Raw genomic sequence first — 14,542 nt, 5'->3', positions numbered from 1 at the left:
TCTGTTTAATGAGCTGCCTAGTGTTGCCTTCCCACTCCCCTAATCCTGACGCCTTAGCCGCTGCTCAGCCATGTTTCGCTTTGTTAGATGACGCGCATGGTGAGCCCTCTATCTCGCGCCTGTATACCGATTTGTTAGACACCTTAGTGTGTACTGATAGCTTAGCTTGGCCAGATTTTTTAGCGCGCACGCAGAGTGCAGTGGCGCAAGGGCTGCATGCCTTAGCCTTGTTTTCCTATGAAACCGGAGCCGCCTTGCAAGCGATAGCGCCACGTCAGGAAATCGCCCTGCCGTCACGGGTATTCTTGTTTGCGCATTGTGATTTACTCGACAAACAACAAGTCAAAACCTGGCTAGCGCAACAATCGGCACAAGAATCAGCACAAACTAGTGCGCTAGCGGGTATCGCAGCTTTACAGTCTAGTGTCGATCAGCAAGAGTTTTGCGCCGGATTGGCGGCGATCCAAAACTACATCGCCGCCGGCGATACTTATCAGGTGAATTACACCTATCGTCTGCGCTTCCAGACTTACGGCTCGGCACTGGCTTTATATCGACGTCTGCGTGAGCGTCAGCCAGTGCCTTATGGCGCCCTGATTTGCCTGCCGGATGGCGAAGCCGTTTTGTCTTTATCGCCCGAGCTATTTGTGCGGCATCAGCAGGGACGTTTGTCAGCGCGGCCTATGAAAGGCACGGCGGCGGCCACTGGCGAGGCCGTAGAAGATGCGCGGCGCGCCGAAAATTTGGCCAATGACAGTAAAAACCGTGCCGAAAATCTGATGATCGTCGATTTATTGCGCAATGATTTAGGACGTATTGCCGTCACTGGCAGTGTCAAAGTGCCGCATTTGTTTGAAGTGACGCGCTTTTCCAGTGTCTTGCAAATGACCTCCAGTATCGAGGCCAGCTTACGCCCTGATTTAGGTTTGGCCGAGATCATGGCCGCGCTGTATCCCTGTGGCTCGATTACGGGTGCCCCTAAACATCGCACCATGCAAATCATCCGCGAGGTCGAGAACGCCGCGCGCGGCATCTATACCGCTGCGATAGGCTGGTTTGATCCACCGACTCAAGCTCAGCAGGTCGGTGATTTTTGCTTATCTGTACCTATCCGTAGCTTGCATCTGCAAAAGCCAGGCGCGGATGGCTTGCGCCACGGCGAGATGGGGGTTGGGGCCGGTATCGTGTATGACAGCATGGCGACTGAAGAATTTGCCGAGTGTCAGTTGAAGGCGCGTTTTCTGACTGGCTTAGCCGCGCAATTTGAGTTGTTTGAAACCATGCATGCCAGCAAGGATGGTGGCTGCCGTCATCAGACCCGCCATTTGCAGCGTTTGCAAACTTCGGCGGATTATTTTGGTTTTACCTATGATCAGCAAGCGATAGCGCAAGCGCTACGCGGCTTTTGCGAGGATTTGCCGCCACAAGGCGCATACCGCCTGCGTCTAGCTTTACAGACTGACGGTCAGTTTAACTTGCAAAGTGGCGCACTGCAGGAATTAGCCCCGATCGTGAAACTGCTGGTATCACCCAGTCCTAGTCATGCTGAGCCTATCTTCTTAAGGCATAAAACCAGTGTGCGGCAGGAATACGATCAGGCCTGGCAAGAGGCCGAAAAACACGGCGCATTTGATATGTTGTTTTACAATCAGGCCGGTTTTTTGACCGAGGGCGGGCGCAGCAATCTGTTTATCTGTCTGCAGGGACAGTGGCTGACTCCGCCACTGAGCGATGGCGTCTTGCCAGGTGTGATGCGGGCGGTCTTGCTCGAGGATGCTCAGATGCAGGCACGTGAGCAACAACTGACACTGGCCGATCTGTATGCCGCCGAGCAGATCATACTGTGCAATTCCTTACGCGGAAGCCTGAGGGCGGAAATCATCACATTGTGAAAAAGAGAATATATTGGTAATAGTGATTGATTAAACATTAATTTTTGAACTACTATGAGGTGTCTAGCTCGTTCAGGATGCCGTCATGAATTCCACTGATACCAGTAGCAACTGCCACACCGCGCTGCTAGTTCGCACGGCTTTTTCTATGGCCTTGCTGGGGTGTTTTGGATCGCTGGCACATGCCGCGGCTGACGATCTGACCGAGCTCTCGCTCGAGGATCTGATGAAGGTGGTGGTGGTAAGTGCCTCCAAGTTTTCTCAGTCTAGCTCGCAAGCCCCGTCCGCAGTACAAGTCATCAGCTCGGAAGAGATACGTCAGTATGGCTGGCGCACTTTGGCCGAAGCGCTCAATAGTCTGCCCGGTATGTATGCCAGTAGTGACCGTGCTTATGGCTTTCTGGGGGCGCGCGGTTTCAAAATACCAGGCGACTACAATATGCGCTTCTTGTTGTTGCTCAATGGCCAGCCCATGAATGACAACGTGTACGGGCAACCGAATCTGGGCCACGAATTTCAGCTCAATATGGGGCTGATAGACAGAATTGAGTATGTTCCGGGGCCAGGCTCCTCTATCTATGGTTCCAACGCAATGTTTGGTGTGATTAACGTCATTACCGCCAGCGCCGACAAATTAGCCGGTGTTAAGTTGGGCGCGCGCGTGCAGGGCGATGGTTGGCGCGAATTAAATTTGCTGAGCGCACATAAGGCGCAGGGTGGCGGCCCCAATCTGGTATTCGGTTTGAGTCGTGCGAATAAATCCGGGCATGATCTGCGTTATCCGGATGCGATCGGTTTGGTGACGGCTGATGGGAGTCCTTCGATTGATGGGATGACGCACAATCTCGATCAAATGATGGTGACTCGTAGCTTTCTGGAAGTTCGCCAGGATGCCTGGGCGATTTTTGCCTGGGCCGCCAGGCGCGACGTGCAACCCTCTTCGCCCCTGTTTGGGAGTAATTTTAATGATGCACGTTTGCGCCTGGTCGACAGTAGTTACGGGCTTAGCAGCAGCTATCAAGCGCTGCTCAGCGATCAACATACGATGAATTTTCGCCTGGCCTATCAGCGCATGACCTATAGCTCTGATGTGCCAACTACTGATGAGGCCGGCATCGCCAGCGTTAGCCGCGATCAGGCGCTAGGAAATTGGTTGTCGGGCGAGGCCAGATGGCTGTATTCCGGTTGGGATAAGCATAAAATTATTGCTGGCATCGATTTTCAATATGATCTCGAGGCAGTCCAGAAAAATTTCAATCTCGATGACGTGGCTAGCCCGCCCTTTGCCGTGCACACACCACAGCGCAGGTATGGGGTATTCGTTCAGGATGAGTGGAATTTCTTGCCTGATTGGCGCCTGAATGTGGGCCTACGTCATGATGATTACAGCAATCGAAAAACCAGTGTCAGCCCACGCTTGGGCTTGATCTGGAGCGCCACCGAGCGCGCCACCTTTAAGCTCCTGGCAGGGCGCGCCTATCGCGCACCAAACGCCTATGAGGTCAGTTATGCACGCTCCCCCACATTTATTGCCAATCCTAATTTATCCTCGGAAATTATACGCACGGTGGAAGCGGTTGCTGAATATAGGCTAGCCGCGGGGCAGGAAATTGGCGCTTCGCTGTTTGACTATAGACTGACTGACCTGGTGCGTCAGGTCGATCTTGGTGGTGGCCAGTTGCAGTACCAAAATCAGGCTGCCGTGTATGCGCGTGGTGCCGAGATTTTTTACAAGTTGCGTAGCAATCACGGATTGAATTTGACCGGCAGTATTGCCTTTAATCGCAGCCACGATAGTTGGGAGGCATCCTTAAGTAATAGCCCAAGTTGGATCGCTAAATTAAGGTTGGCTCAGCCAGTCTGGCAAGACAAGTTGACGTTGGCAGCCGAGCTTAACGTGCTCGCCCCCAGGTCAGTAGTTTGGCACGATGAAAAACGTGAATTAGCCACGCAGACCCAGATGAATCTGGTGCTTAATTCAAATCGTTTGCTGCCAGGGGTGGACTTGCAATTGCGCCTGGTGAATGTTTTTAACGCCAGGCTTACTTCCCCGGCGTCTACCGATACCAGTGTGGCCACTTTGCCTGCCGATGGTCGGCAATGGCAATTGGGATGTCGTTATGGTTTCTAGGCTGCTGGCCGGCCTGAGCATGGCGCTAGCTTGGCTATTGCCGGCAACTAGCCTGGGTGCGCAAGAAAGCACGAGCAGCAGCGAATATGCGGTCAAGGCGGCCTTTGTGTATAACTTTGCCTTATATACAGAATGGCCAGTGGCACCCGTGACTACATTTAATTTTTGCGTTTTAGGGAAAGATCCATTTGGTGCACGTTTCGATGCGCTGGCTTCAAAAACCTTGCAAGGCAAGCCCATACAAGTTTATAGAATTGCAAACTCGCTAGAGATTAAGAATTGTCACCTTTTGTTCGTCCCGGCGCTGGAAAAGGACAATTATCAACGCGCTGCATCGGCGCTGAGCCAGCAAGCGATACTCACCATTACCGATGCCACGCAAATCGATGAGCGCTGGCCCATGATTATGATTAGTCTGGTGGCAGAAGGTGAGAGGTACACTTTTGATATTAATCAGGCCGCGGCAAAATTAGCAGGATTAAATTTCAGTTCGAAACTTCTGCGGCTGGCACGCAGTGTGAGGTAAGCCGTAAATTTAGCTCAAGAAAGGTGGGGGCATGGAGTCCGGTTTGATCAAGCATACTCTTGAAAAAAAACTGACTATGGTCAATCTGACGGCTTTTAGCTTGGCGTCGGCGTTTGGCTGCGTGCTGATAGTGAGCTATTTTTTCATTACTTTACGAGCTGATCTGCGGAGCAATACAGAAATCACGGCACAAGTTATTTCGCAAAATAGCGCTCCTGCATTTTTATTTATGGATGAAAAAGCGGCCAATGAAGTGATCAAGGCTTTGGCGCAAGACCAAAATGTCAGCGGTGCCGATCTCTATCTGAACAATCAAAAATTGTTTGCTAGTTACCGTCGCAAAGTCAATCCGGATGCCGATTGGAAGGGGCCCACAGTTGGACAAGTGCGTCCAGTGAGCAGCATGCAAGCCCAGTTTTATAGTAAGTATCTGGAAGTCGTGACACCGGTATTGGCGGAGGGAAATCCGGTCGGCACTTTATATCTGTATGTGGATCTCGCTGCCAGCAATCGCCGTCTGATTAATCTGGTCGCGATGGTGTTTTTCGGCGCCTTCGGGGCTGTGTTACTGGCATGGGGACTCTTGCGGCGTTCTTTGCGCGGTATTTTGAATCCGATTAATGAGCTAGTCCTCACTATGCACGATGTCTCTAGTAATGATGACTATACGCAACGCGCCAGTATCAAGAGCGATGATGAAATCGGTGCACTAGTCGAGAAATTCAATTTCATGTTGGAGCAAATCCAGCGCCGCGATACTGCACTAGGCAAGGAATTGGTAGAGCGCAAACGGGCTGAAATTCAACTCGATCATATCGCCCACTACGATAGCGTGACTGGCCTGCCCAACCGACATTTTTTTAATCGTCACACCATGGAGTTGGATAGGCAGCAAGTGGAGAGTGGCCTTAATTTTGCGCTACTCTTCATTGATCTGGATAACTTCAAATACGTCAACGATACCTTTGGGCATAGGGTAGGCGATCTACTTTTGGTGGCGGTGGCAGAACGTTTGCAATCCGCTTTACGGGTGCGTGATCTGGTGGTGCGTCTGGGTGGCGATGAGTTTTCGGTGTTGTTAGATGACCCGCAATATCTGGAGGTAGCGCTGCGTTTGGCAAATAAGATGTTGGCGGTGTTAAGCCTGCCCTTCAATTGTGAAGATCACGAATTTTTAGTCAGTGCCTCAATCGGGGTGGCCCTGATGCCGGAACATGCTGACCGGTTTGATGAGTTACTCAGTTGTGCCGATGCCGCAATGTATGCTGCCAAGGCCATGGGTAAAAACAATGTACAGGTTTGGACTCCGGAAATGTCTCAGCGCACCGCGCAGCGCTTTACCATAGAGTCGGGCTTACGGCATGCCATAGAAAATGGCGAGTTGGAAGTTTATTATCAGCCCATCATGCATCTGGCCACCGATAAAATTGCGGGTATGGAGGCTTTGCTGCGCTGGGAGCATCCGATTTTGGGCTTTGTCTCGCCTGTCGAATTTATTCCTATCGCTGAAGAAAGTAAGCTCATTGTGAGTATCGGTGAGTGGGTATTGCAGCAAGCTTGTCGTCAGGCCAAACTGTGGCAGCCGCGCTTTGGTGAGTTATTTATTGCGGTCAATGTCTCGGCCAGACAATTCCGTGATCCTGGTTTTGCCGATAATGTAGAGCGCATCGTTAAGGAAACCGGCTGTCCTCCGAACGTTCTGGAGTTGGAAGTGACGGAAACCATGCTGATGTCGCAGACCAACGAAACCATGGCGATCTTGAACGACTTGTCGGGGCGTGGTTTTCAACTGTCCTTAGATGATTTTGGCACCGGCTATTCTTCGCTGGCCTATTTGAAACGCTTCCCTATCAATAAACTCAAAATTGACCGCAGTTTTGTCTCTGATTTGCCGCACGATAAAGACGATGCAGCGATCGCGCAAGTGATCGTGTCACTCTCGAATCATATGCAAATGCGGGTGGTGGCCGAAGGCATAGAAACCCTAGAGCAAGCGCACTTCTTGCGCGAATTAGGCTGCACTTATGGACAGGGATTTTTGTTTAGTCAGCCTTTGCCAGTCGGGCGTTTTGAAATCTTCGCCGAAAAAAATCTGGGCTTGCGATCGACCGATCACAGTATCAGCCTCGCCTGATTTTGTGATGCGCAGTATCCATGCGCCTTGCAGCCGCTTTTCATGCCGCAAGGCGCATGGATACTGCGCAAGAGCTTTTAAATTCTATTCAGATTTCAAGCAGCATGCTTCTGACCGCAGACCGGGCAGGCTGGATTGCGCGCCACCTTTATCGTGGTCCATTCCATGTGCTGGGCGTCTAGCAGTAACAGGCGACCGCTCAATGACTGGCCTATTCCCATGATCACTTTGAGTGCCTCGGCTGCCTGCATGCTGCCTATGATGCCCACCAGTGGCGCGAACACGCCCATACTAGAACACATGGTCTCTTCAAATTTGTCGGTAGGTGGAAACAGGCAGGCGTAGCAGGGCGAATTGGCATCGCGCGCATCAAACACACTGATCTGGCCATCGAAAGAGATCGCCGCACCTGAGATCAGAGGCACAGCCTGATTGACGCAGGCCGCATTGATGGCATGTCGGGTAGTGAAGTTGTCGCAGCAATCGAGTACGATAGTGACATCTTGCAGCAGTTCGGTCAGACGTTCCGCATCCACGCGTTCTTGCAGGGCGATTACTTGTATCTCGGGATTAATTTGCTGCAGGGTTTGTTTCGCTGAGCTGACTTTAGGCTGACCCACGCGTTCGGTGGTGTGCAAAATCTGACGCTGTAAATTGGTCAGATCGACTGCATCATCGTCCACCAGGGTGATCTTGCCGACCCCGGCACTGGCCAGATAAAATGCGGCCGGTGAACCTAAGCCACCGGCGCCTATCACCAGCGCGTGCGCAAAATTGATTTTCTCTTGACCCTCTATGCCGATTTGATCGAGCAGAATATGGCGGGAATAGCGCAGCAATTGTTGGTCGTTCATCGCAGTTTTCTACAGAAAAAAGCCGCATGATCTGCGGCTTTTTTGTTGATCGATTATTTTTTCTTTTCGTCTAACTTAGTATCAGATTTGGGTTCAGTTTTGGATTCAGATTTCGCTTCGGCTTTGGGCTCAGACTTGCCGTCAGACGCGGCACTCTCTTTGCTCTCTTCCACTTTGGTGGTCTTGACTGGCAAGCCTTTCAAGTGATTGAGTGCCTGCGCCAACTGGAAATCATCCTTACTGCCATACTCCAATGGCTTGCTTTTTTTCGCTAGTGCAAACAGCCTTTGCTCTTCTTCCAGTTCATCGACTTTCAGTTTGGCCTGCTCCGCTTCCTTGTCATTGCTCAAGTGTTTTTGCAAATCGGATTCACGGGTACGCAAGCCATTGAAGCCGTCGCCATCCGCGGTTTCTTCTACGTTCAGGTCAGGGATGATGCCCTTGGCCTGGATAGAGCGGCCGTTCGGTGTGTAGTAGCGCGCCGTGGTCAACTTGACTGCGGTATCGGCAGAAATCTGGCGTATGGTTTGCACCGAGCCTTTACCGAAACTCTGGGTGCCCAGGATGGTGGCACGTTTGTAGTCTTGCAAAGCGCCTGCCACGATTTCCGAGGCTGAGGCCGATCCGGTATTGATCAACACCACCATAGGCACGTTTTTGATTGCCTCTGGCAATTTAGCCAGCGGATCACCGATCGCACGGGTGCCGTAGAACTCACGTTTGGCATAAAACGTGGCTTTCGAATCGGCCAGCTGGCCATTAGTAGAAACGATCGCCACATCCTTAGGCAAGAAGGCGGCCGAGACTCCGATCGCACCGGGTAAAACGCCGCCCGGATCATTGCGTAAATCAAGTACCAAGCCCTTGATGGCGGGATCCTGGGCATACAGCGCCTGTATCTTTTTCGCCATGTCTTCTACGGTAGGTTCCTGGAACTGAGAAATCCGCAACCAGGCATAACCAGGTTCTATCATCTTGCCCTTGACGCTTTGCTGTTTGATCAGCTCGCGGGTGATGGTGACGACGATAGGTTTGTCTTCGTTTTTACGGGCGATGGTCAGGGTGATCTTGCTGCCAGGATCGCCGCGCATTTTTTTCACTGCTTCGTCCAGCGATAGTCCTTTGATAGGCACGGAATCGAGACGGGTGATCAAATCGCCAGGTTTTAGACCAGCGCGATAGGCGGGGGAATCTTCTATAGGCGAAATGATTTTCACATAGCCGTCTTCCATGCCCACTTCTATACCGAGACCGACAAATTTACCTTGGGTGCCTTCGCGTAATTCTTTAAAGGCTTTTTTATCCAGATAAGCGGAGTGCGGATCGAGCGAGGCGACCATGCCAGTAATCGCTTCAGTCAGCAGTTTATTGTCTTCGACAGCTTCAACGTAATCTGATTTGATCAAGCCGAACACATCGGCCAATTGTCGGAGTTCTTCGATAGGCAGCGGGCCGCTAGTATTTTTTTCCGCCATTGCAGAAAACTGCACGGTGGCAGCGACACCGGCCACCATCCCCAAACTGATTAAACTGAAATTCTTAAATTTGCTACCCATGTCTCACCTTATGTTGCGGGAAGTGCCCGCTGTTTTCTGTATTGCTATCTTGTGAAGGAATAATTTACTTCGTTTTTTCTTTTAGCAGTTATGGGGATTTACCTGTCCACGTCAAAGGGTCAAACACCCGACCTTGATGTCTAAGCTCAAAGTATAAACCTGATTCTTCATTCCCACCGCTATTGCCAGCACTGGCAATCACGTCGCCACTCTTGACGTTGTCGCCAGCATGCTTGAGTACCGCTTGATTGTTGCTGTAAAGACTTAAATACTGACCACCATGATCGACGATGATCATATTTCCAAAGCCGCGCAACCATTCCGCAAATACCACTTTGCCAGCGGCGATCGCCTTAACTTCCGCCCCTTCCACAGCCTTGATGAAGAGTCCTTTCCAGCTCGGACCGTCACCGCGTTTGCTGCCAAATTTTGCGATCAACTCGCCTTTGACGGGCAAACGCAAACTGCCTTTGAGGTTCTTAAATTCAGTGCCATCGTTACTGCTGGCAATCGGTGTCGCTTCAATTCTGGCCGCCACTTTGGCAGGCGCCTCGTCCGCATCGATAGGATTAGGATAGGTAATCTTACCGGCTTTACTACCCGGTTTGGCTTGTTGTGCCGCTAGTTTTTCTCTTTCTTTGCGGATTTTCTCCGCGGCTTGTTTTTCCTGACGCAGTTTTTCCGCCTGCGCTGCCCTGGCTAGCTCCGCCTTGGCCTGCTCTTCCATGATTTGATTCAGGCGTGAGACCAGACTGCTCAATCTTTGTTCATTTTTCTGCAGATTATCGGCTTCTTTTTTTTGCACATGTAGCTTGTCGGCCAGTTGCGCTAAGAGATGCGCGCGGCGTTTTTTTTCGTTCTCCAGCAAGACCTTATTTTCGCGCTCTTCTTTGGCGATCTCATCGAGATCATCTTTAGCCTCTTGCGCTTGCTGGGTATTTTTTTCTATATCGAGTAAGCTCACTTTGAGACTGGCGATCAGCTTGGCTTGGGTCTGCGAGACGTAGCCCATGTATTGCAAGTCGCGATTGATGCGATTCGGGTTGTCGCCCGAGAGCAAGAGTTTGATGCGGTCACTGTCGCCACGCATGTATTGGCGACGTAAAAATTCGGATAATTGGGTCTTTTGTTTATCTACCTTGAGGCTCAGTTGCGCCTGCTGCTGCTTGAGTTGCTGCAGTTTTTCTGTGGTTAGTGTTTGTTCTGATTGCAGATCACGTAAAGATCGATTCGCCTCCGAGATGGCTTGCTCCGAGTCTTCCAGAGCGTCGCTGGCCTTGTCTTTGGCCGTTTCGGTTTTATTGATATCGGTTTTTAAAGCTTTCAGTTTTTGCTGTAATTCGGCCCGTTCAGACTCCAGTTGTTTTTTCTGGGCAGTGCGTGGCGTGCTCGCCGCTTGCGCATAGGAGAACGTCGCTGCCAGTAGCAGAGACGACAGCAGGCGCGCTGCAAACGGAGCGCGCCTCAATTGTTGCAAGCTAAGCTTCAAGGTAATTATTTGGATTTTCCCTGGCTCGCTACCGCGTGCAAGGCGGCTGCGATCGCTGCCTGGTCGCCTAAGTAATAGTGCTTGATTGGCTTCAAATCGGCATCTAGTTCGTAAACTAGCGGCTGGCCATTAGGTATGTTCAGGTTGACGATATCGTCATCGCTGATACCATCCAGCATTTTAATCAGCGCGCGCAGGCTGTTGCCGTGCGCTGAGATGATGATGCGTTTGCCGGCCAGTATGGCGGGCGCTATGCTGTCATTCCAGGCTGGGATCACGCGTTCTACTGTGTCTTTCAGACATTCAGTCAGCGGAATTTGCTCGCGCTTTAAGCTTGCGTAGCGCGGGTCATTGTAAGAAGTGCGGACATCGTCTGCAGCCAATGGATTCGGTGGTGTGTCGTAACTGCGGCGCCATACCAGCACTTGCTCGTCGCCATATTGGGCGGCGGTTTCGGCTTTATTCAGACCCTGCAAGGCGCCGTAATGACGCTCGTTCAGACGCCAGTCATTGATCACAGGCAACCACATCAAATCCATTTCGTCTAAGGTGCCCCAGAGTGTGCGTATGGCACGCTTGAGTACCGAGGTGTAGGCCAGATCAAAGCTAAAACCGGCTTCTTTGAGTAGCTTGCCGGCTTGGGCTGCTTCGGCGACGCCTTTGGCAGTCAGATCGACGTCGGTCCATCCTGTGAAGCGATTATCTAGGTTCCAGGTGGATTCGCCGTGGCGCATTAAAACGATTTTATACATGGTGGGGCAGCTATTCTAAAAAAATAAATGAGAAAATAAGCGAGGAGCTAAGTAAAAAATAAGCCAGAAAATAAGTGAGTCGAATGTAGTTGCGCCATCTATTTTATAATGACAGGCTTCTTTATAACCATACTAACTTCAGGAATCCTGTGAAATTCATTATCGACAACATCTGGCTGATCGCCATTGCCTTGGTTTCTGGCGCTGCTTTACTGCTGCCTAGCTTGCAACGTCGCGGTGCAAAAGTGTCTCAATTGCAAGCTACTCAGATGATGAATCAAGGTAAAACCTTGGTTCTGGATGTGCGCGATGCGGCCGAATTTGCCACTGGGCACTTACAAAATGCTAAACATATTCCTTTAAACGAATTAAGCACACGCCTGAAAGAACTGGAAAAATCCAAGACCAACAACGTCATTACTGTTTGTGAACGTGGTGTGCGCTCGGCCAGCGCTGCTGCTTTATTGAGCAAACAAGGATTTACTCAAGTGTTTAGCCTTGAAGGTGGGGTTGCGGCTTGGAAGTCGCAAGGTTTGCCTACGGTTAAGTGAATAGGAGAAGATTATGAGTGTGCATGTTGTCATGTATAGCACCGCTGTTTGCCCCTATTGCACGATGGCGGAGCGTCTGTTGAAGTCTAAGGGCGTGAATGAAATTGAGAAGATTCGCGTTGATCTCGATCCTCAGGTGCGTGAAGCAATGATGCAAAAAACCGGGCGCCGTACGGTGCCGCAAATTTACATCGGTGATACCCATGTGGGCGGCTTTGACGATTTATCGGCTTTGGATAGAGCCGGTAAGTTGGATGCTTTGCTGGCGTCTGCGTAATTTAGCTTGAGTTGCCGAGCTTGAGTTGCATCAACTTGAGTCCTTAGATTGCTGTTAGTGTAAGCAACTTGTAAAATAGCGCGCTGTGATCTTGAAATGGCCGGAAGCGGCCATATCTTAGTTACCTGCTGTGCTATCGTTGTCCACTATTAATCTCCTAGAATATTTAGAAAGTCTCACATGTCTGACGAAAATCTGCAGCCCGTATTTCAAATTCAACGCGTTTATCTGAAAGATTTGTCGCTTGAACAGCCGAACTCTCCAGCGATTTTCCTGGAGCAAGAAGCCCCAACGATCGAGGTTTCTCTTGATGTGGGCGCAGAGCAGTTAGCCGAAGGCGTGGTTGAATCGACCGTCACCGTCACCGTCACTGCAAAAATCAAAGATAAAGTGGCTTTCCTGGTTGAAGGTAAGCAAGCTGGTATTTTTGAGGCGCGCAATATTCCTGCGGATCAATTGGATCCTTTGCTGGGTATTGGCTGCCCTAATATTTTGTATCCTTACCTGCGTTCGAATATTGCTGATGCAATTACACGTGCTGGTTTCCCACCGATACATTTGACTGAGATTAATTTTGAAGCCTTCTACCAGCAGCGTTTGCAAAATGTCGCTGAGCAACAGGCAAAATTGCAGGCAGAAGCGGGCGTTGAAGCAAGTTCTGCAACCACGCACTAAAAATTAGCTGGCTAAAACTAGCGAGTAAATGATGAAGATCGCGCTATCCTTGAGGTAGTAGCGGTCTTTATTCACAACCGGATGGCTGATGATGCGTGGTCTTTTAACTTTTTTGGCGCTGAGCACTAGCTTGCTGTGCGGACTAGCGCAGGCGCTAGAGTTTAAATCTGTCGGTGCTAATCCTGTCATTTTGTACGATGCGCCCACTCTCAAAGGTGGCAAAGTGTATGTGGCGCCACGCGGTATGCCAGTCGAGTTAATCCTCACTTATGGCGCCTGGAGTAAGGTGCGCGACATGGCGGGCGACTTGAGCTGGGTAGAGTCTAAGGATTTAGTCGCGAGACGCAATGTGATCGTCCGTGTCAGCAATGCCAAGGTGCGCGCTGCTGCCGATGAGACTGCCGCAATGGTGTTTAGCGCAGACAAAAATGTTTTGCTGGAAATGGCAGAACCGGTTGCCGGTGCCTGGATCAAGGTCAAGCATAAAGATGGGCAGCTCGGCTATATCAAGGCATCCGAAGTGTGGGGCAATTAAATAGTGCGTGTTAAATACTGAAAAAAAGGACAGTCTTCTGTCCTTTTTTATATACTCCGCCAAAAACATGCACGCATCAGCTTATTCGCGCAATATTGCTGCGGGTTTCTTAAATATACTGGATGGAGTATGCTCTCTGTCCATCTGGGCAACTCAGGCTAACCATCAACTCTGGTCTTGATATGAAAATTTCTATACTTGGCGCAGGTGCCTGGGGCACCGCGCTGGCGCTGGCACTGGCGAGCAAAAATCAGCTGATCTTGTGGGGTCGCAATCGGCAGATGATGCAGGAGATGCAAAGCACGCGGAATAATCTAAGTTATTTGCCGGGCTTTGTATTGCCACCGACGATACAGGCAACTGCTGATTTTGATGCTGCACTCAAGGGCGCTGACTTAGTGATTATTGCGTCTTCGGTGTCAGGTTTGCGTCCTATTTTGCAGCAATGTCTGCCCTATCAACTCAAGCAAGTGGTGTGGTTGTGTAAGGGTTTCGAAGAGGGCAGTCAATTGTTGCCACATCAGGTGGTACGCCAGGTGCTGGGTGACCAGATCATGGCGGGCGCACTGTCCGGGCCTTCTTTCGCGCAGGAAGTGGCGCGCGGTTTGCCCTGCGCGCTGACCATCGCCTCGACCTCGCCAGCCTTGTGCCAGCAAGTGGTGACGGCGCTGCACGGTAATGCGATGCGGGTGTATTCGAGCAATGATGTGGTTGGCGTGGAAGTAGGTGGTGCGGTTAAAAATATCCTGGCGATCGCCACCGGTGTAGCTGATGGTCTTGGCCTGGGTTTGAATGCGCGCGCCGCGTTGATGACGCGTGGTTTGGCAGAAATCAGTCGACTAAGTTCGGTCTTAGGTGGGCGCAATGAAACCTTAATGGGTTTGACCGGGGTTGGTGATTTGATTTTGACCTGTACCGGTGATCTGTCGCGGAATCGAAAAGTGGGATTGGGTTTGGCGCAAGGTAAATCTCTGGCAACCATAGTGGAAGAACTTGGCCATGTGGCGGAAGGAGTGCGCTGCGCGCAAGCGGTGAAGACTCTGGCACAGAAGTTGGGAGTGGAGATGCCGATTACCGAAGCGGTGGCCGGGGTCTTGTTTGATGGTGTGGCAGCACCGCAAATGATAGAGCGCCTATTGGCACGCGATGCGCGGCAGGAAATTCATTAGA

At 50.9% G+C, this 14,542-nt stretch carries 13 protein-coding genes; 9 read left to right on the top strand and 4 right to left on the bottom strand.

The genetic code is table 11. The annotated features are described in order from the left end of the window. Nucleotides 1–8 precede the first annotated feature (8 nt). From pabB to EJN92_RS06560, 4 genes are all read left to right on the top strand, one after another. Nucleotides 9–1,892, top strand: coding sequence for an aminodeoxychorismate synthase component I (pabB, locus tag EJN92_RS06575; RefSeq protein ID WP_126127073.1), 1,884 nt, complete (start codon nucleotides 9–11; stop codon nucleotides 1,890–1,892). Between the two features lie 85 nt (nucleotides 1,893–1,977). Continuing rightward, nucleotides 1,978–4,023, top strand: coding sequence for a TonB-dependent receptor plug domain-containing protein (locus tag EJN92_RS06570; protein ID WP_126127072.1), 2,046 nt, complete (start codon nucleotides 1,978–1,980; stop codon nucleotides 4,021–4,023). After that, nucleotides 4,013–4,549: a YfiR family protein gene (locus tag EJN92_RS06565; protein ID WP_170174883.1), complete on the top strand. Its 537-nt coding sequence runs from the start codon at nucleotides 4,013–4,015 to the stop codon at nucleotides 4,547–4,549. The genes EJN92_RS06570 and EJN92_RS06565 overlap by 11 nt, the downstream gene beginning before the upstream one ends. Before the next feature lie 31 nt (nucleotides 4,550–4,580). Continuing rightward, a complete protein-coding gene (locus EJN92_RS06560; protein WP_126127070.1) occupies nucleotides 4,581–6,683 on the top strand; it encodes a bifunctional diguanylate cyclase/phosphodiesterase in 2,103 nt (700 codons plus the stop codon). A gap of 95 nt (nucleotides 6,684–6,778) precedes the next feature. On the opposite strand, the gene EJN92_RS06555 is transcribed toward EJN92_RS06560, so the two are convergent. The 4 genes from EJN92_RS06555 to gpmA all read right to left on the bottom strand — a co-directional run bounded on the left by EJN92_RS06555 (nucleotide 6,779) and on the right by gpmA (nucleotide 11,334). After that, complete coding sequence (locus tag EJN92_RS06555) at nucleotides 6,779–7,537, bottom strand: HesA/MoeB/ThiF family protein (protein ID WP_126127069.1); 759 nt, start codon at nucleotides 7,535–7,537, stop codon at nucleotides 6,779–6,781. Between the two features lie 53 nt (nucleotides 7,538–7,590). After that, nucleotides 7,591–9,093, bottom strand: coding sequence for a S41 family peptidase (locus EJN92_RS06550; RefSeq protein ID WP_126127068.1), 1,503 nt, complete (start codon nucleotides 9,091–9,093; stop codon nucleotides 7,591–7,593). Between the two features lie 88 nt (nucleotides 9,094–9,181). Then, nucleotides 9,182–10,582 (bottom strand): murein hydrolase activator EnvC family protein, encoded by a 1,401-nt coding sequence (locus EJN92_RS06545; RefSeq protein WP_407701537.1) that lies wholly within the window; start codon nucleotides 10,580–10,582, stop codon nucleotides 9,182–9,184. 5 nt (nucleotides 10,583–10,587) lie between these two features. Beyond that, nucleotides 10,588–11,334: a 2,3-diphosphoglycerate-dependent phosphoglycerate mutase gene (gene gpmA / locus EJN92_RS06540; protein WP_126127067.1), complete on the bottom strand. Its 747-nt coding sequence runs from the start codon at nucleotides 11,332–11,334 to the stop codon at nucleotides 10,588–10,590. Between the two features lie 149 nt (nucleotides 11,335–11,483). Between gpmA and EJN92_RS06535 the strand changes: the two genes are divergently transcribed. The 5 genes from EJN92_RS06535 (at nucleotide 11,484) to EJN92_RS06515 (ending at nucleotide 14,541) form a co-directional block, all read left to right on the top strand. After that, nucleotides 11,484–11,885 (top strand): rhodanese-like domain-containing protein, encoded by a 402-nt coding sequence (locus EJN92_RS06535; protein WP_126127066.1) that lies wholly within the window; start codon nucleotides 11,484–11,486, stop codon nucleotides 11,883–11,885. A gap of 13 nt (nucleotides 11,886–11,898) precedes the next feature. Further along, the gene (gene grxC, locus EJN92_RS06530; protein WP_126127065.1) at nucleotides 11,899–12,162 is read left to right on the top strand and encodes a glutaredoxin 3; all 264 of its coding nucleotides are present in this window, start codon (nucleotides 11,899–11,901) and stop codon (nucleotides 12,160–12,162) included. 180 nt (nucleotides 12,163–12,342) lie between these two features. Then, the gene (gene secB, locus EJN92_RS06525; RefSeq protein ID WP_126127064.1) at nucleotides 12,343–12,837 is read left to right on the top strand and encodes a protein-export chaperone SecB; all 495 of its coding nucleotides are present in this window, start codon (nucleotides 12,343–12,345) and stop codon (nucleotides 12,835–12,837) included. 91 nt (nucleotides 12,838–12,928) lie between these two features. Next, nucleotides 12,929–13,372, top strand: a complete 444-nt coding sequence (locus EJN92_RS06520; RefSeq protein WP_227869819.1) for an SH3 domain-containing protein — start codon at nucleotides 12,929–12,931, stop codon at nucleotides 13,370–13,372. A gap of 182 nt (nucleotides 13,373–13,554) precedes the next feature. Further along, nucleotides 13,555–14,541 (top strand): NAD(P)H-dependent glycerol-3-phosphate dehydrogenase, encoded by a 987-nt coding sequence (locus EJN92_RS06515; protein ID WP_126127062.1) that lies wholly within the window; start codon nucleotides 13,555–13,557, stop codon nucleotides 14,539–14,541. Nucleotide 14,542: the final 1 nt, after the last annotated feature.

The organism is Undibacterium parvum (assembly GCF_003955735.1).
GTDB classification, from domain to species: domain Bacteria; phylum Pseudomonadota; class Gammaproteobacteria; order Burkholderiales; family Burkholderiaceae_D; genus Undibacterium; species Undibacterium parvum.
Note: the sequence above shows the minus strand (reverse complement) of the source record. Positions and strands in the feature narration are given on the sequence as shown.